Origin of the sequence: Enterobacter cloacae complex sp. P1B, from assembly GCF_014982345.1 — a bacterium.
GTDB lineage: Bacteria > Pseudomonadota > Gammaproteobacteria > Enterobacterales > Enterobacteriaceae > Enterobacter > Enterobacter bugandensis.
On sequence record NZ_JADCLF010000009.1, the window covers coordinates 118,917 to 136,193 of the forward strand.

13 protein-coding genes are annotated in these 17,277 nt (G+C 57.0%); 4 read left to right on the forward strand and 9 right to left on the reverse strand.

From position 1 onward, the window contains the following. Positions 1 to 300 precede the first annotated feature (300 nt). From lysC to INF77_RS11025, 3 genes are all read left to right on the forward strand, one after another. Positions 301 to 1,650 (forward strand): lysine-sensitive aspartokinase 3, encoded by a 1,350-nt coding sequence (gene lysC / locus INF77_RS11015; protein ID WP_041911575.1) that lies wholly within the window; start codon positions 301 to 303, stop codon positions 1,648 to 1,650. 93 nt (positions 1,651 to 1,743) lie between these two features. Continuing rightward, positions 1,744 to 2,688, forward strand: a complete 945-nt coding sequence (gene panS, locus INF77_RS11020) for a ketopantoate/pantoate/pantothenate transporter PanS (protein ID WP_028015121.1) — start codon at positions 1,744 to 1,746, stop codon at positions 2,686 to 2,688. 50 nt (positions 2,689 to 2,738) lie between these two features. Further along, a complete protein-coding gene (locus INF77_RS11025; protein WP_003860346.1) occupies positions 2,739 to 3,011 on the forward strand; it encodes a DUF3811 domain-containing protein in 273 nt (90 codons plus the stop codon). Here INF77_RS11025 and rluF read toward each other — a convergent pair whose 3' ends face one another. The 5 genes from rluF to metH form a co-directional block, all read right to left on the reverse strand. After that, positions 3,012 to 3,884 (reverse strand): 23S rRNA pseudouridine(2604) synthase RluF, encoded by an 873-nt coding sequence (gene rluF, locus INF77_RS11030; protein ID WP_047366837.1) that lies wholly within the window; start codon positions 3,882 to 3,884, stop codon positions 3,012 to 3,014. A 53-nt stretch (positions 3,885 to 3,937) separates the two neighbouring features. Beyond that, on the reverse strand, positions 3,938 to 4,276 hold the full coding sequence (locus INF77_RS11035; RefSeq protein WP_032655712.1) for a helix-turn-helix domain-containing protein: 339 nt from the start codon (positions 4,274 to 4,276) through the stop codon (positions 3,938 to 3,940). Between the two features lie 2 nt (positions 4,277 to 4,278). Continuing rightward, on the reverse strand, positions 4,279 to 4,629 hold the full coding sequence (locus tag INF77_RS11040; RefSeq protein ID WP_048959325.1) for a type II toxin-antitoxin system RelE/ParE family toxin: 351 nt from the start codon (positions 4,627 to 4,629) through the stop codon (positions 4,279 to 4,281). Positions 4,630 to 4,773: 144 nt separating this feature from the next. Then, positions 4,774 to 6,405 (reverse strand): Na/Pi cotransporter family protein, encoded by a 1,632-nt coding sequence (locus tag INF77_RS11045; protein ID WP_028015118.1) that lies wholly within the window; start codon positions 6,403 to 6,405, stop codon positions 4,774 to 4,776. Between the two features lie 113 nt (positions 6,406 to 6,518). Further along, a complete protein-coding gene (metH, locus tag INF77_RS11050) occupies positions 6,519 to 10,202 on the reverse strand; it encodes a methionine synthase (protein ID WP_193532238.1) in 3,684 nt (1,227 codons plus the stop codon). A 193-nt stretch (positions 10,203 to 10,395) separates the two neighbouring features. Between metH and iclR the strand changes: the two genes are divergently transcribed. Continuing rightward, the gene (gene iclR / locus INF77_RS11055) at positions 10,396 to 11,223 is read left to right on the forward strand and encodes a glyoxylate bypass operon transcriptional repressor IclR (protein ID WP_074148023.1); all 828 of its coding nucleotides are present in this window, start codon (positions 10,396 to 10,398) and stop codon (positions 11,221 to 11,223) included. On the opposite strand, the gene aceK is transcribed toward iclR, so the two are convergent. From aceK to metA, 4 genes are all read right to left on the reverse strand, one after another. Then, complete coding sequence (gene aceK, locus INF77_RS11060; protein WP_100171222.1) at positions 11,177 to 12,940, reverse strand: bifunctional isocitrate dehydrogenase kinase/phosphatase; 1,764 nt, start codon at positions 12,938 to 12,940, stop codon at positions 11,177 to 11,179. The two genes, iclR and aceK, sit on opposite strands and share 47 nt — an antisense overlap. Before the next feature lie 50 nt (positions 12,941 to 12,990). Then, the gene (gene aceA / locus INF77_RS11065; RefSeq protein WP_193532237.1) at positions 12,991 to 14,295 is read right to left on the reverse strand and encodes an isocitrate lyase; all 1,305 of its coding nucleotides are present in this window, start codon (positions 14,293 to 14,295) and stop codon (positions 12,991 to 12,993) included. A 31-nt stretch (positions 14,296 to 14,326) separates the two neighbouring features. Beyond that, a complete protein-coding gene (gene aceB, locus INF77_RS11070) occupies positions 14,327 to 15,928 on the reverse strand; it encodes a malate synthase A (protein WP_193532236.1) in 1,602 nt (533 codons plus the stop codon). A 270-nt stretch (positions 15,929 to 16,198) separates the two neighbouring features. After that, positions 16,199 to 17,128 (reverse strand): homoserine O-succinyltransferase, encoded by a 930-nt coding sequence (metA, locus tag INF77_RS11075; protein WP_048957448.1) that lies wholly within the window; start codon positions 17,126 to 17,128, stop codon positions 16,199 to 16,201. Positions 17,129 to 17,277 lie beyond the last annotated feature (149 nt).

Below are 17,277 nucleotides of genomic sequence, written 5' to 3' on the forward strand. Positions count from 1 at the left end.
TTTATGCCATTGCCCTGGTCTGCATCAAACGCAGGTGAAAAGACCCGAAAAGTATAGCTGCTGTCGCGCCCTTCCGGCGTGGCGAAATGTCGGTCAAAAGGGGGTAAAAAGGAGCATAAAATATGGGCCTGTTATAAGTCCTGTTTCTCAGGGGTACCCCCCCATAAAAAATCCGCATAATCCCAGCATTGACAGGACCTCCCCCGCATTTTATTTATAGGGCCGTATTTTGCGCCTGCACCTGTTTTCGTTTCATTCTTGTGCCAAGGTCGCTTATTCATTCCCTGACACGAGGTTGTTATGACGAGTTTTGTGGTCGCCAAGTTTGGCGGCACCAGTGTGGCCGATTACGATGCCATGAACCGCAGCGCCGATGTGGTGCTGGCCGATCCGAATACCCGCCTGGTGGTGCTCTCTGCATCCGCCGGCGTGACGAACCTGCTGGTTTCTCTGTCTGAAGGACTGGAAGCGACAGAACGTTTCGTGAAGCTGGATGCACTGCGCAAAATTCAGTTCGACATTCTTGAACGTCTGCAAAACCCGAACGTGATCCGCGAAGAAGTGGAGCGCCTGCTGGAAAATATCACCACCCTGGCAGAAGCGGCGTCCCTGGCCACCTCTACCGCCCTGACCGATGAACTGGTCAGCCACGGTGAATTGATGTCTACCCTGCTGTTCGTTGAAATTATGCGCGAGCGTAACGTTCAGGCGCAGTGGTTTGACGTGCGTAAAGTGATGCGCACCAGCGATCGTTTTGGGCGCGCCGAACCGGACGTTGAGATGCTGGCCGAGCTCACCAACCAGCAGCTGGCGCCGCGCCTGGCAGAAGGCATGGTGATCACCCAGGGCTTTATCGGCAGCGAAGCGAAAGGACGCACGACCACGCTTGGCCGTGGCGGCAGCGATTACACCGCCGCGCTGCTGGGCGAAGCCCTGCACGCAACGCGCGTGGATATCTGGACTGACGTGCCGGGTATTTACACCACCGATCCGCGCGTCGTTTCCGCGGCAAAACGTATTGATGTGATTGCCTTTGAAGAAGCGGCTGAAATGGCCACCTTCGGTGCAAAAGTGCTGCATCCGGCAACGCTGCTGCCCGCCGTGCGCAGCGATATTCCGGTCTTCGTTGGCTCCAGTAAAGATCCAAAAGCGGGCGGGACGCTGGTCTGCAAGAAAACCGAGAACCCGCCACTGTTCCGCGCGCTGGCCCTGCGCCGCCGCCAAACGCTGGTCACGCTGCACAGCCACAATATGCTGCACTCCCGCGGCTTCCTGGCGGAAGTGTTTGGCATCCTCGCGCGCCATAACATCTCTGTAGATTTGATTACCACCTCCGAGGTGAGCATTGCGTTGACGCTGGACACCACCGGCTCCACCTCCACCGGCGACACCCTGCTGACGCAGTCGCTGCTGATTGAGCTGTCTGAGCTGTGCCGCGTGGAGGTCGAAGAAGACCTGGCGCTGGTGGCCATCATCGGTAACAAGCTGTCTCGCGCCTGCGGCGTGGGCAAAGAGGTGTTCGGCGTGCTTGACCCGTTCAACATCCGCATGATCTGCTACGGTGCCTCCAGCTATAACCTTTGCTTCCTGGTCCCTGCCGATCAGGCCGAGCAGGTGGTGCAGAAACTTCATCAGAATTTGTTTGAATAAAATTCGTTAGCACGATAAACAATACCTATAAGCCGGGCACAGACCCGGCTTTTTCATAACTAAACAACACGACAATACTGCAAGGAATTCACTATGTTATCCGCTATCACCCGGCTGTTCCCGCTATGGGCGCTGCTGCTCTCCGTACTCGCGTATTACACCCCTAACACGTTCACGGGCATTGGTCCGTGGGTCACCACGCTGCTGATGCTGATTATGTTCGGCATGGGCGTGCACCTGAAAATCGACGATTTTAAACGCGTGCTGTCGCGCCCGGCGCCGGTGGCTGCAGGGATCTTCCTGCACTACCTGGTGATGCCGCTCGCGGCCTGGCTGCTGGCGATGGCCTTTAAGATGCCGCCCGATCTCTCCGCCGGGATGGTGCTGGTGGGCAGCGTCGCCAGCGGTACGGCATCTAACGTGATGATCTATCTCGCGAAAGGTGACGTGGCGCTCTCCGTGACCATCTCTTCGGTATCCACGCTGGTGGGCGTGATTGCCACACCGCTGTTAACCCGCCTGTACGTGGACGCGCATATTCAGGTGGACGTGATGGGCATGCTGCTCAGTATTCTGCAGATTGTGGTGATCCCGATTGCGCTGGGGCTGGTTATCCACCATCTGTTCCCACGCGTGGTGAAGGCGGTTGAGCCGTACCTGCCCGCGTTTTCGATGGTCTGCATTCTGGCGATCATCAGCGCCGTGGTGGCCGGTTCCGCGTCGCACATTGCCTCCGTAGGCTTTGTGGTGATCGTCGCGGTGGTACTGCACAACACCATCGGCCTGCTGGGCGGATACTGGGGCGGGAAGCTGTTTGGCTTTGACGAGTCCACCTGCCGCACGCTGGCAATCGAGGTAGGCATGCAGAACTCCGGCCTGGCAGCGGCGCTGGGTAAAATTTACTTCTCACCGCTGGCGGCCCTGCCGGGCGCGCTGTTCTCCGTCTGGCACAACCTGTCCGGCTCGCTGCTGGCGGGCTACTGGTCCGGTAAACCGATTGATGAACAACCGAAAAAAGATGCGCTGAAGCAGGGTTAATTGACGCGGCTTGCTTTACACTGAAGCCTCCCCATCAGGAGGCTTCAGCAATGGCTACACCACGATTGACCCAGAAAGACATGACGGAAGCCGAGCAGCGCGAACTGAAAACGCTTCTCGACCGCGCCCGCATCGCCCATGGCCGCACGCTGACGAACGCCGAAACCAATCAGGTGAAAAAAGAGTACATCGACAAGCTGATGGCGCAACGTGAGGCTGCGGCGAAAAAAGCCCGCAAGCTGAAAAAAGAGCAGGCTTATAAACCGGATGCAGAGGCGACCTTTTCCTGGTCCGCCAATACATCAACCCGTGGAAGGCGCTAATCAGCGCCCTTTCTTTTTGCGACCCGGCTGGGTAAAGCGTTTTCCGTTACCCGGCTTGCCCCGCCCTTTCTCTTCCGCCTGCGGTGCCTTAACCACCGGACGTTTAATCGCCTGCGTTTTCGGTTTGGCTTTGGCTTTCGGCTTCGCTTCGGACGAGGAGTTTTCGATAAGCTTGAACAGCTCGATCAGCTCGTCGTCCGTTAAGTCACGCCACTCGCCCAGCGGGATCCCGGACAGGCTGACGTTCATGATGCGCGTACGTTCCAGCTTCGTCACTTCATAACCAAAATACTCGCACATGCGACGGATCTGGCGGTTCAGGCCCTGCACCAGGGTAATGCGGAAGGCAAACGGCGCTTCTTTTTTGACCTTGCACTTCTTCGTCACGGTGCCCAGAATCGGCACGCCTGCGCCCATGCCGCGGATAAATTCGTCCGTCACCGGCTTGTTCACCGTCACGATGTACTCTTTCTCGTGGTCGTTACCGGCACGCAGAATTTTGTTCACCAGGTCGCCGTGGTTGGTGAGGAAAATCAGCCCCTGAGAGTCTTTATCCAGACGGCCAATCGGGAAAATACGGCTACTGTGGTTCACGAAATCAACAATGTTGTCCCGCTCGCCGTCTTCCGTGGTGCTGACAATCCCAACCGGTTTGTTCAACGCGATAAACACCAGGTCTTCAGCATCACGCGGTTCAATGAGCTGACCATTCACTTTAACCACGTCGCCAGGGACCACCTGGTCACCAATCGTGGCGCGTTTGCCGTTAAGGAACACGTTACCTTGTTCAATGTAACGGTCCGCCTCGCGACGTGAGCAGATCCCGCTCTCGCTAATGTATTTGTTTAATCGGGTTGATTGAGTTGGCAGCATAGTTTCTCCTGTGAAGGGCGAAATATACCTTAGGTATGGACTGGAAAAAAAGATTAGCCGACCGTAACTGAGACGGGTTTTCCAAGTTTACATAACATCATGATCAGCGTATCAAGGGTGAACTTACTGGTTTTGAGGTTCACGACATCAGACACGCGGGGACGAGAGACGTTTAGCCTGGCGGCAGCGTCAGTCTGACGCAGTTTATTCTCCGCAATCCACGAGGAAATTTCCTGCATCAGTTGCCGCTTGATGGCAAGCAACTGCTCAACCTCTTTTTCGGCACTTTCGTGCAACTGTTTAGCTTCACTTTCTTCAAAACCCAGCTCAGCAAAAATGTTCGTTTCTGAAGCTGTCACATGCCGAATTTTTGTATCAACGCGTCTTCCCATTTTCATCCTCTCCGAGCATCAAGCACCGCCTGAAAACGTGCCTTTGCTATGTATTTATCATGGCCTGATGTCCGCTGCGTTTTCTTCTTAAAGCAATGCAGTACGTAAACAGCATCCTCATAACGAGCCAAATAGATGATTCGGTATGCGCCCGTGTCACCGCGTAGCCGTATCTCTGCAACGCCTTTGCCAATCTCTGAGATCGGCTTCCAGTCTGCCGCCTCTAATCCAGCCTGTAATCGATGTAGCTGATACCCTGCTTCCCGCCGGATTTCCTCCGGGAAGCCGAGCAAATCATCGAAGGCACTCCCCATCCATGCAATGGGTCTCATTGCTGGTTTTTCTGACAGCATACCACATCCCTGTATAAAATTTTATACATAAAAGATTACATTGTCTCACGCCACAGGTCTGCTTATGACCTGTGGCGTGACATTACGTTTTCAGTAGAGTTTGGTCACGCCTCATGGAGAGGATCTGCGAGGCGCTTTCAGAGATTAATATTCATCCCGCTCGTCATCTTCATCCGGCTGTTCCATCACGCTATACGCCACTGCGCAGAACAGCGAGTTAAGACGCTTCATATCCCCCAGCAGCCCCAGGTGCAGGGAGCTGGTCTCGATACTTTGCACGTTCTGCTGGTGCAGACGTTCAACGTGGGCGTGCGAGTAGCGGCGGTTAAGAATGCGGAAGCGATGCTTGTTGCGGCGCAGGCGGCGCGCGCTTGGCACGTCGCTGGAGAAGAAGACCAGCATCGCCAGTTTGAGGTTGCTGACCAGCTGCTCGTGCAGCGCTTCCAGCTCCTTCAGTCCTTCAACGGAGAACGCCCGACGCGCGGCCAGCGACTTATCAGCAATCTCGCTGCCCATACGCTCAACGATATCGGAGGCCTGCTCAAGGTTGAGCGACATCTCAATGATTTCCGCCCAGCGGCGGGACTCCTCCTCCGCCAGCTCGTCCTGCGGCATGCGCGCCAGGTAGAGCTTGATGGCGGTGTACAGCACGTTGATGTCGTCCGCCAGTTTGCGCAGCTCTTTCTCCTCTCGCGGCTCGCCGTGCATCACCTTTTTCAGCCCTTCGAGCATGGTTTCCATGGCATCGCCCATGCGCAGCGTCTCGCGCGCGGCATTCGCCAGCGCCAGCGCCGGAGTGTCCAGCGCAGAGGTATCCAGATGCTTCGGCTTAAGGCGCGCGTCCAGCTCCGGTTCATCACGGATAAGACGCTCGCAGAAGCGGGCCATCGGCGCGGCAAACGGCACCATCGCCAGGCAGCGCACCAGGTTATAGAAGACGTGGAAGTAGATCACCAGCTCTGCTTTCGGCAGCGGGAGGTTGTCCATCAGGTTTGCCAGCGGATGGACAAACGGCAGAATAATCAGGCTGCCCACCAGCTTAAACAGCAAACTCCCCAGCGCCACGCGACGGGCGGCAGCATTGGCCGCGCTGTTGTTGAGCATCGCCAGCAGGCCAGAGCCGAGGTTAGCGCCGATCACCAGACACAGCGCCACCGGGAAGGAGATCGCGCCCGCGGCGGTGAGCGTGGCCGTCAGCAGCACGGCGGCCAGGCTGGAGTAACTGATGATGGCAAACACTGCCCCGATCAGCGCATCCAGCATGATGTCACCGGTCAGAGAGGCGAAGATGACCTGCACGCCGTTCGCCTGGGTGATAGGCGTCACCGCCTGCACAATCAGTTCCAGCGCCAGCAGAATCAGCCCGAGGCCAATGCCCACGCGGCCAAGCTGCCCGGCCCGGGTCTGCTTGCGGCCAAGGAAAAAGATCACACCGATGAAAATCAGCAGCGGCGACAGCCAGGAGAGATCGAACGTCAGGATACGCGCCATCAGCGCGGTACCGACGTCAGCACCCAGCACGATCACCAGCGCCGGGGCGAGCGCGACCAGATCCTGCGCCACGAACGAGGTGACGAGCATGGTGGTGGCATTGCTGCTTTGCACCAGCGCCGTGACGCCAATCCCCGCGCAGAAGGCGAGCGGCTTCTTCTCAACGCTGCCGCTGAGGACGGTACGTAAGCGCGCGCCGAACACGCGCATCACGCCGGTGCGGACAATATGGGTGCCCCATACGAGCAGTGCGACTGCCGAAAGCAGATGTAACAACGTCAGCACGGAAGTGGGTTCTCCTTATCGTTATAGATTTTATGATTAAGTATAAGGGTTTAAACGTAAGAAAGAGACAGGGCACCGTTGAGGTGCCCTGTTTGTTGTAAGGAAAAGTGACGTTAGTCCGCGTCGTAGCCTAAATTCGGTGCCAGCCAGCGCTCTACCTCAGACACGCTCATGCCTTTGCGCAGGGCGTAATCTTCGATCTGATCGCGCTGCAGCTGCGCCACGGCGAAGTACTTGCTGTCCGGATGACTGAAGTACCAGCCCGACACGGACGCGCCCGGCCACATAGCGAACGACTCGGTGAGCTTCATGCCGGTATGCGCTTCTACGTCCAGCAGTTTCCAGATAGTGCCTTTTTCGGTGTGTTCCGGACAGGCCGGATAGCCCGGCGCCGGACGAATCCCCTGGTAGTTTTCGCGGATCAGCTCCTCGTTGCTGAGGTTCTCATTCGCCGCGTAACCCCAGTACACCTTACGTACGCGTTCGTGCAGGTATTCAGCAAAGGCTTCCGCCAGGCGGTCGGCAATCGCTTTCACCATGATCTTATTGTAATCATCGTGTTGCGCTTCAAACGCGTCCGCCAGGGCGTCTTCTTCCAGACCGCCGGTTACCGCAAAGGCGCCGATATAGTCAGCTTTCCCGCTCAGCTTCGGCGCAACGAAATCTGCCAGGCAGTAGTTGGCAAAGCCCACTTTTTCGGTTTGCTGCCGCAGGTGATGGCTCACGGCCAGCACGTGGGTGCGGGTTTCATCGCGGTAGATTTCCACGTCGTCACCCACGCGGTTCGCCGGGAACAGCCCCACCACGCCGCGCGGGTTGAGGGTTTTCTCTGCGCTCAGCGTGTCCAGCATATCGTTGGCGTCTTTAAACAGACGCTTCGCCTCTTCGCCTACGACTTCATCTTCGAGGATGCGCGGATATTTGCCCGCCAGCGACCAGGTCATAAAGAACGGCGTCCAGTCAATGTAGTTGCGCAGCGTCTCGATGCTGGCCGTCACGTCCTTCACGCCCAGACGATGCGCGACCGGCGGCGTATAGCTTGCCCAGTCAAAGGCCAGGTCGTTATCGCGTGCGGCAGCGAGCGTCACCGGCGGCGTGCGCGGTTTTTTGCGCCCGTGCTGCACGCGAACGGTTTCGTACTCCTGGCGAGTGCGCGCCACAAACTCGTCGCGCTGAGTCTCGGAGAGCAGTGCGGAAACCACGCCCACCGTGCGCGAGGCGTTCTGCACGTAAACCGTCGGTCCGCTGTAGTTCTGCTCGATCTTCACTGCCGTGTGCGCTTTCGAGGTGGTCGCCCCGCCAATCAGCAGCGGAATGGTGAAGCCCTGACGCTCCATCTCTTTTGCCACGTTGACCATTTCGTCAAGCGACGGCGTAATCAGGCCGGAGAGGCCAATCAGATCGGCGTTCACTTCGCGCGCGGTCTTGAGGATTTTATCCGCCGGAACCATCACGCCAAGGTCGATAATTTCGTAGTTATTACACTGCAACACCACGCCAACAATGTTTTTGCCGATGTCGTGCACGTCGCCCTTCACGGTGGCGATAACCATTTTACCGTTGCTGGAGCCCTTCTCTTTGCTGGCTTCGATAAAGGGTTCAAGATAAGCCACTGCCTGCTTCATGACGCGAGCGGATTTCACCACCTGCGGCAGGAACATCTTGCCCTCGCCGAACAGATCGCCGACCACGTTCATGCCGTCCATCAGCGGCCCTTCGATCACCTCAATCGGGCGGGCTGCCTGCTGACGCGCTTCCTCGGTGTCCTGCTCGATGAACTCGGTAATCCCTTTCACCAGCGAGTATTCCAGACGCTTTTTCACGTCCCAGGAACGCCACTCGGCCTGCTGAACATTGGCCGATTCATCCGATTTACTGCCGCGGTATTTTTCCGCCAGGTCGAGCATGCGCTCGGTGGCGTCGTCGCGACGGTTGAGGATCACGTCCTCTACGGCATCGCGCAGCTCGGCAGGCAGATCGTCGTAAATCGCCAGCTGTCCGGCGTTGACGATGCCCATGTCCATCCCATTGCGGATGGCGTAGTAGAGGAACACGGCGTGGATCGCCTCACGCACCGGGTCGTTGCCGCGGAACGAGAACGAGACGTTCGACACGCCGCCGGAGATAAGCGCATGCGGCAGTTCGCGCTTGATGTCTTCACACGCGCCGATAAAGTCCTGGGCGTAGTTGTTGTGCTCTTCGATGCCGGTCGCGACGGCAAAGATGTTCGGGTCGAAAATAATGTCTTCCGGCGGGAAGCCCACCTCTTCGGTCAGAATTTTGTACGCGCGGCGGCATATCTCAATTTTGCGCTCGCGGGTGTCGGCCTGGCCCACTTCATCGAAGGCCATCACCACCACGGCCGCACCGTAGCGGCGCACCATCTTCGCGTGGTGGATAAAGATATCCACGCCCTCTTTCATCGAGATGGAGTTAACGATGCCTTTGCCCTGAATGCACTTCAGCCCTTTTTCGATGACCTCCCACTTGGAGGAGTCAATCATGATCGGCACGCGGGCGATATCCGGCTCACCGGCAATCAGGTTGAGGAAACGCACCATCGCCGCTTCGGCGTCAAGCATCCCCTCGTCCATGTTGATATCGATAATCTGCGCCCCGCTTTCCACCTGCTGGCGGGCGACGTCCAGCGCTTCGCTGTACTTCTCTTCTTTGATCAGACGCTTGAATTTAGCGGAACCGGTAACGTTGGTACGTTCACCCACGTTCACAAACAGGCTGTCGTCGCCGATGGTCAACGGCTCCAGACCGGAAAGGCGACAGGCAACCGGCAGCTCTGGCAGCTTGCGCGGCGGCAGCCCGTCCACGGCGCGGCTCATGGCGGCGATGTGCTCCGGCGTGGTGCCGCAGCAGCCGCCGACGATGTTCAGGAAACCTGACTCGGCCCACTCGCGGATTTGCGCCGCCATGGTGTCAGCATCCAGATCGTACTCGCCAAACGCGTTCGGCAGACCGGCGTTCGGATGCGCGGTAACGTAGCATTCGGCGATGCGCGAAAGCTCCTGCACGTACTGGCGCAGTTCGTCTGGTCCCAGCGCGCAGTTCAGGCCGAAGGAGAGCGCGTCGGCGTGGCGCAGGGAGTTATAAAACGCTTCGGTTGTCTGGCCGGAGAGGGTGCGGCCGGAGGCGTCGGTGATGGTGCCGGAGATCATGATCGGCAGGTCAACGCCCAGCGCCTCAAACTCCTCTTTCACCGCGTATATCGCGGCTTTGGCGTTGAGGGTATCGAACACCGTTTCAATCAGGATCAGGTCGGAGCCACCTTCCACCAGCGCTTTGGTCGATTCACGATACGCCGTAACCAGCTGGTCAAAGGTGATATTACGAAACGCCGGGTCGTTGACGTCCGGTGAAATCGACGCGGTGCGGTTGGTCGGGCCAAGCACCCCGGCAACGTAGCGCGGCTTGTCCGGCGTGCGGGCCGTCCACTCGTCGGCACAGGCGCGGGCGAGCCTGGCCGCCTCATAGTTGATCTCCGCCGACAGGGATTCCATCTGGTAATCCGCCATGGCGATGGTTGTCGAGTTGAAGGTGTTGGTTTCTACAATATCCGCACCCGCTTCGAAGTAGGCGTTGTGGATATCCTTAATCACGGACGGTTTGCTCAACACCAGCAGGTCATTGTTTCCTTTCAGGTCGCAGGGCCAGTCGGCGAAGCGCTCGCCGCGGAAATCGTCTTCGCTCAGACGATAGCTCTGGATCATGGTGCCCATACCGCCGTCCAGCACCAGAATTCGTTCATTTAACTGCGCACGCAGTTGCTCTACTTTGCTGCTCACACTTGCTCCCGACAACGCTCAACAAGGCCAAAAGGCTGCGTTCCATACTGGCACAATCTCGCAGGGTGGAAAAGTCACGCCGCGGTAACATGAGACATGTTCACCATCACTCCTCCGATCAGTCAGGAAAGCGGTTGCAAATTCACCAAATAAAACGAAAATGATTTCCACGATACAGAAAAAGGAGATCGTCATGGTCGCGACCGTTCCCGCCAAACGCGGCAGAAAACCTGCCGCCACCGCCGCTGCACAACCCGGCGGACAGGTTCAATCCCTGACGCGCGGTCTGAAGCTGCTGGAGTGGATAGCCGAGTCGCACGGCAGCGTGGCCCTGACGGAGCTGGCCCAGCAGGCTGGTCTGCCGAACTCCACCACGCACCGCCTGCTGACCACCATGCAGCAGTTGGGTTTTGTCCGCCAGGTCGGCGAGCTGGGGCACTGGGCGGTGGGCGCGCATGCGTTTATCGTGGGCAGCAGCTTCCTTCAGAGCCGTAACCTGCTGGCGATTGTGCATCCGATTCTGCGCAAGCTGATGGAGGAGTCCGGCGAAACCGTCAACCTCGCGGTGCTGGACCAGAGCGACCACCAGGCGATTATCATCGACCAGGTGCAGTGCACGCAGCTGATGCGCATGTCCGCGCCGATTGGCGGCAAGCTGCCGATGCACGCCTCCGGGGCGGGGAAAGCGTTTCTCTCGCAGCTCAGCGAAGAGCAGGTGACGGGGCTGCTGCACCGTAAAGGGCTGCACGCCTACACCCACGCCACGCTGGTGTCGCCGGTGCATCTGAAAGAAGATCTGGCGTTGACCCGCAAGCGCGGCTATTCGTTTGATGACGAAGAACATGCCCTTGGGCTGCGCTGCCTCGCGGCCTGTATTTTCGACGAACATCGCGAGCCGTTTGCTGCGATCTCCATCTCTGGCCCCATCTCACGTATGACCGACGACCGGGTGACCGAGCTGGGCGCGCTGGTGATTAAGGCCGCGAAAGAGGTGACGCTGGCGTACGGTGGGATTCGTTAAACCGCACACAAAACCGCTGCTTGCGGCGGTAAGCGTACACATCCTCCACGTGCCCATTTTTGATCCGCGTTTGTAGCCCGCGCCAGTAGCTGGCGTGGAACAGATCTTCATGCATTTCTTCAAATAACGGCCCGATGCGTGGGTCCGCACACAGCCAGTGGCGAAACTCCTCGGGAAACACATCGCCCGGCGAAACGCTGTACCACGGCTCGCTGGAGAGCTCATCCTCCGGGTAACGGGGCGGCGGGATATCGCGAAAGTTCACCTCGGTCATGTAGCAAATTTCATCGTAATCGTAGAACACCACTCGCCCGTGACGGGTGACGCCGAAGTTTTTAAACAGCATATCGCCAGGGAAGATATTGGCGGCGGCGAGCTGGCGGATGGCGTTGCCGTACTCTTCGATGGCATCACGCAATGCCTGGCCCTCTGACTGTTCCAGCCAGATATTGAGCGGCACCATACGGCGCTCAATGTAGAGATGGCTAATCGCTATTTTATCGCCCAGATCGGTGATTTTCGTCGGCGCTTCCTGCATTAACAGCGACATAAGCGCCGGATCGATCTGCTGCTTATCCAGCACAAAGTTTTCAAACTCCTGGGTATCGGCCATTCGCCCGACGCGATCGTGCTCTTTTACCAACTGATAGCAGGCGCGGACGTGCGCGGCGGTCATCTCTTTCTGCGGGGCGAATTTGTCTTTTATCACCTTAAAGACCCGGTCGAAGCCCGGCAGCGTGAAGACCAGCATCACCATACCGCGGATACCTGGCGCTTCGATAAACTGCTCATCCGCCGCGGTGACATAGCGCAGATACTCCCGATAACTTTCCGTTTTGGCATGCTTCTGACAGCCAATCGCCATATACAGCTCGGCGGTGGTTTTGCCCGGCAGGATCTCGCGCAGCCACTCCACCAGGGCGGCAGGCAGCGGGGCGTAAACCATGAAATAGGAGCGGGCGAAGCCAAATACGATGCTGGCCTCGGCGCTGGTGGTCAGGCAGGTATCGACAAACAGTTCGCCGTCGTCGGTACGGTGAATGGGCAACAGAAACGGCACAATGGCCGTCGGCGTAACCAGTTTGCCCACCAGCCAGGCGGCCTTATTCCGGTAGAACAGCTCGTTGGCCACCTGCAAATGGCTGCGGCTGAGCACCTCCTCGCCGTAGGTTTCACGAAGATGCGCATGAATATAGCCGATATCCCGCAGCTTGTTCTCCCACGGAAGGCGCAGCGGCAAATCCGTTAAGATGCGATGCAGGAGCTTTTCCCACCCGCGATCGGGAAAGAAATCTTTCGCCAGCGGACGCGGAATGGTACGGAAGCGGCGCTCAGGCTGGGAGCTGAAGATAAATAACCGCTCAGGAGATAATGAGCGGTGGTCAAATAACCGGCAATAGACGGAGTTGAAAAAGCTCTCCGCAATCTCGAAGCGAGGGTAGTCGGGTAACAGATGGGTGTAATGCTCTTTCACGCGCAGTAAAAATGCCGCGTCCGGGCTTTTACCGTCGGTAATACAGCGCAGCTGCTCCACCACCAGACCCACATGATGGTCATAGAGATGAATACGCTGCTTCATGGCCTGCTGAACCGCATGCCAGTCTGCATGTTCGAAGCGCTGCTGCGCGCCGGAGGTCACTTCCAGAAAACGGCCATACTGGGCATCAAAGCCCTGCAGAATGGTTTGGGCAATCAGCAATTCCAGGCCACGCGACATATATTCCCCCTCACCCCGTCCCTCTCCCCGGAGGGGAGAGGGGGAAAAGTTTAGAACTGTGCTTCTTCGGTTGACCCCGTTAAGGCGGTAACGGATGAGGCGCCTCCCTGGATGATGGTCGTCACGTTATCAAAGTAGCCCGTCCCCACTTCCTGCTGGTGAGAAACAAAGGTATAGCCGTCTTTACCAGCGGCAAACTCCGGCTGCTGCACCTTCTCAACGTAGTGCTTCATGCCCTCACCCTGCGCGTAAGCGTGCGCCAGGTCGAACATGTTGAACCACATGCTGTGGATGCCTGCCAGGGTGATGAACTGGTACTTGTAGCCCATATCCGACAGCTGCTGCTGGAAGCTGGCGATGGTTTTGTCATCCAGCTTTTTCTGCCAGTTGAAGGACGGCGAACAGTTGTAGGCCAGCAGTTTGCCCGGGTATTTCGCATGAATCGCATCGGCAAAGCGCTTCGCCAGCGCCAGGTCCGGCGTGGACGTTTCACACCAGACCAGGTCGGCGTAAGGGGCATAGGCCAGGCCGCGGCTGATGGCCTGTTCGATACCGACATGCGTGCGATAGAACCCCTCGCTGGTGCGCTCGCCGGTAATAAATTCGCTATCGTACGGATCGCAGTCAGAGGTAATCAGGTCTGCCGCATCCGCATCGGTACGGGCAATCACCAGCGTCGGCACGCCGAGCACGTCAGCAGCGAGACGCGCGGCAACCAGCTTCTGAATCGCTTCCTGGGTCGGGACGAGAACTTTTCCGCCCATATGCCCGCACTTCTTCACCGACGCCAGCTGGTCTTCGAAGTGAACGGCCGCTGCACCGGCCTCAATCATCGATTTCATCAGTTCGAAGGCGTTCAGCACTCCGCCGAAGCCCGCTTCCGCATCCGCCACGATCGGCAGGAAGTAATCAATAAAACGCGGATCGTTGGGCTCAATGCCTGCGGCCCACTGGATCTGATCCGCGCGGCGGAAGGTATTGTTGATCCGATCCACCACCGACGGTACCGAGTTGGCCGGATAAAGAGATTGATCCGGATACATGCTGGAGGCCAGGTTGGCGTCCGCCGCGACCTGCCAGCCGGAAAGGTAAATGGCTTCTATGCCGGCCTTCGCCTGCTGTAATGCCTGGCCGCCGGTCAGCGCACCGAGGCTGTTGATATAACCCTTTTTGGAGCCACCGTGCAGCAGCTTCCACATTTTCGCCGCACCGTTCTGTGCCAGCGTGCATTCCGGGTTGACCGAGCCGCGTAATTTCACCACGTCCTCCGCGCTGTAAGGACGGCGGATGCCTTCCCAGCGCGGTTGAGTCCACTCTTTCTTTAATTCTTCGATTTGTTGGGTACGGGTTTTCATGTGCAGATGCTCCATATTGTTATGTGGTGAGTTACGCCAGGAAGCGGTAGCCCGGCAGGGTCAGGAAGTCGATTAAGTCATCTGATGTGGTGATTTGCTCCATCAGGCGCGCTGCGTCGTCAAAGCGTCCGCTGCTGAAGCGGTGTTCGCCCAGCTCGTCCTGGATGACCCGCATCTCTTCGGCCAGCATCTGACGGAACAGGGCTTTGGTGACCGGCTTGCCGTTGCTGAGCGTTTTTTGATGGTGGATCCACTGCCAGATAGAGGTGCGCGAAATTTCCGCCGTGGCAGCATCTTCCATCAGGCCGTAGATAGGCACGCAGCCGTTGCCGGAGATCCACGCTTCGATGTACTGGACCGCGACGCGAATATTGGCACGCATCCCCTCTTCCGTTCGCTCGCCCGCGCACGGTGCCAGCAGCTGTTCTTCAGCCGTTGGGGCATCTTCTTCGCGCGTGACAAACAGCTGATTTTTGTTATCGCCGAGTACGCGATTGAAGACCTCCATCGCCGTATCGGCCAGGCCCGGATGGGCAATCCACGTGCCGTCGTGACCGTTACGGGCTTCCAGCTCTTTATCGGCTTTCACCTTGTTGAGCACCTGATTATTGCGCTCCGCGTCTTTGCTCGGAATAAAGGCCGCCATGCCGCCCATCGCAAAGGCACCGCGCTTGTGGCAGGTTTTAATCAGCAGACGCGAATAGGCGCTCAGGAAGGGTTTATCCATGGTCACGACCTGGCGGTCCGGCAGTACGCGATCGGGATAGTTTTTCAGGGTTTTGATGTAGCTGAAAATATAGTCCCAGCGTCCGCAGTTCAGGCCGACAATGTGGTCGCGCAGGGCATGCAGAATTTCATTCATCTGGAACACGGCGGGCAGCGTTTCAATCAGCAGCGTGGCCTTGATCGTGCCGCGCGGCAGGTTGAAGCGATCTTCCGCGTAGCTAAATACTTCGCTCCACCAGGCGGCTTCCTGCCAGGCCTGCGTTTTTGGCAGATAGAAATACGGGCCGCTGCCCTTAGCCAGCAGGGCTTTGTAGTTGTGGAAGAAATAGAGCGCAAAATCAAACAGGCTGCCCGGAATGGCTTCTCCACGCCAGGTGACATGTTTTTCAGGGAGGTGCAGACCTCGTACGCGACAGATCAGCACCGCCGGATTCGGTTTGAGCTGGTAGATTTTCCCGGCTTCGTTGGTGTAGCTGATGGTGCCGTTGACAGCATCGCGCAGGTTGATCTGCCCGTCGATAACTTTGTTCCAGTCCGGGGCCAGCGAGTCTTCAAAATCGGCCATAAAGACTTTAACGTTGGCGTTCATGGCGTTGATCACCATTTTGCGCTCTACCGGACCAGTGATCTCAACGCGACGATCCTGTAAATCTTCAGGAATGCCGCGGATTTTCCACTCACCACGACGAATGGAAGCAGTTTCCGAAATAAATCCTGGCAACTTGCCGTTATCGATTTCCTGCTGTTGGTGAATGCGTGCCGCCAGCAGCTTATTGCGCTGCGGCGTAAAGCGGGTCACCAGCTCAGTCAGAAACTCTACCGCTTCGGCCGTCAAAACCTGCTGTTCTTGCTCACCATTCGGCTTGGTAAAGGTCAATTCATCGACCGTGGTTGCCTGTTGAGTCATCGTTCTGCTCCTCATCAAAGATCCAAAATCACGCCCCCAATGCGAACGAAAGATCGTTGTGTAGTTTTCGCTCAGCAGAATTAAGACTATCTATAATTTTTCCAAAATCAAAAACAATTTCCATTTTAATTTTAATTACAACGCAACATGATGATTAATATAGAGTTAAAGTTTCCTGGTATGTTGAACGGGATTTCGGAAATAAAAAAGGCACCCGAAGGTGCCTGATCTGAATAGCTGAAACGCTTTAGGATCGTTTAATGCAGACGATTACTCCAGCGTCGGATTCATGTGGCGAAGATCGTACGGCGTAATCTGGTAGACGTAATAGTTGAGCCAGTTAGTGAACAGCAGATTTCCGTGGCTGCGCCAGGTGGCTCCTGGTTTGTTTTGCGGATCGTTTTTCGGGAAATAGTTGTACGGGATATCCGGATTAAGACCCGCTTCGACATCACGGAAATACTCTGATGCGAGAGTATCGGGATCATACTCAGGATGGCCGGTAACGAACGCGATACGTTTGTCTTTACTGGCAAACAGGTAGGCATCCCCGTCTTCCGTTTCGGCTAGGATCTCCAGATCGGTGTAATCACGAATCAGCTGGGCCGGAAAATCGGCGTAGCGAGAATGCGGGGCCAGGAAGGTGTCATCAAAACCACGCGTCAGCAGCGCGTGTGGATGAAGAATGTGGTGTTCGTATACGCCGGAGAGCTTTTGAGTGCGGGTTTGCTTGGGAATACCGTAGAGAATGTTGAGTGCGGCCTGTACCGCCCAGCAGACAAACAGCGTTGATGTGACGTGATCTTTTGCCCACTCCAGCACCTGTTTGATCTGCGGCCAGTAAGCAACATCGTTAAATTCAACCAGACCGAGCGGCGCGCCTGTCACAATCAGTCCGTCGAAGTTTTCCCCCCGAATATCTTCGAAGTTACAGTAGAAGTTATTCAGATGCTCAGAGGGCGTGTTACGTGACTCGCGGGCATCAATACGCAGCAGTTGAATATCGACCTGCAGCGGGGAGTTCGATAGCAGACGCAGAAACTGATTCTCCGTCTCAATCTTTTTCGGCATCAGGTTGAGGATGAGAACCTTCAGCGGGCGAATTTCCTGACCTGTCGCGCGTGAAGCCGTCATCACGAAGACGTTCTCTTCACGTAAGAAATTGACGGCTGGTAGCTCGTCCTGCACCCGAATCGGCATAACCTTACTTCCTCACAATATACGTATAAACGTTTAGACATCCAGACAGCTAACGATACCCAGAAATGGTATGAATGTCGAGCCTGCAAGTCGAAGGTGAGAAAGTTTCAGGGAGAGGGAGAAAAACAAAAGCAAAAAACCCCGCACCT

Excerpts from the sequence above, each read along its gene's own strand:
- aceB (WP_193532236.1), bottom strand. The coding sequence starts at position 15,928 with ATGACTCAACAGGCAACCACGGTCGATGAATTGACCTTTACCAAGCCG.
- aceK (WP_100171222.1), bottom strand. The coding sequence starts at position 12,940 with ATGTCGCGTGGCCTGGAATTGCTGATTGCCCAAACCATTCTGCAGGGC.
- metA (WP_048957448.1), bottom strand. The coding sequence starts at position 17,128 with ATGCCGATTCGGGTGCAGGACGAGCTACCAGCCGTCAATTTCTTACGT.
- INF77_RS11035 (WP_032655712.1), bottom strand. The coding sequence starts at position 4,276 with ATGGGAAGACGCGTTGATACAAAAATTCGGCATGTGACAGCTTCAGAA.
- iclR (WP_074148023.1), top strand. The coding sequence starts at position 10,396 with ATGGTCGCGACCGTTCCCGCCAAACGCGGCAGAAAACCTGCCGCCACC.
- panS (WP_028015121.1), top strand. The coding sequence starts at position 1,744 with ATGTTATCCGCTATCACCCGGCTGTTCCCGCTATGGGCGCTGCTGCTC.
- INF77_RS11025 (WP_003860346.1), top strand. The coding sequence starts at position 2,739 with ATGGCTACACCACGATTGACCCAGAAAGACATGACGGAAGCCGAGCAG.
- INF77_RS11040 (WP_048959325.1), bottom strand. The coding sequence starts at position 4,629 with ATGCTGTCAGAAAAACCAGCAATGAGACCCATTGCATGGATGGGGAGT.
- aceA (WP_193532237.1), bottom strand. The coding sequence starts at position 14,295 with ATGAAAACCCGTACCCAACAAATCGAAGAATTAAAGAAAGAGTGGACT.
- rluF (WP_047366837.1), bottom strand. The coding sequence starts at position 3,884 with ATGCTGCCAACTCAATCAACCCGATTAAACAAATACATTAGCGAGAGC.
- lysC (WP_041911575.1), top strand. The coding sequence starts at position 301 with ATGACGAGTTTTGTGGTCGCCAAGTTTGGCGGCACCAGTGTGGCCGAT.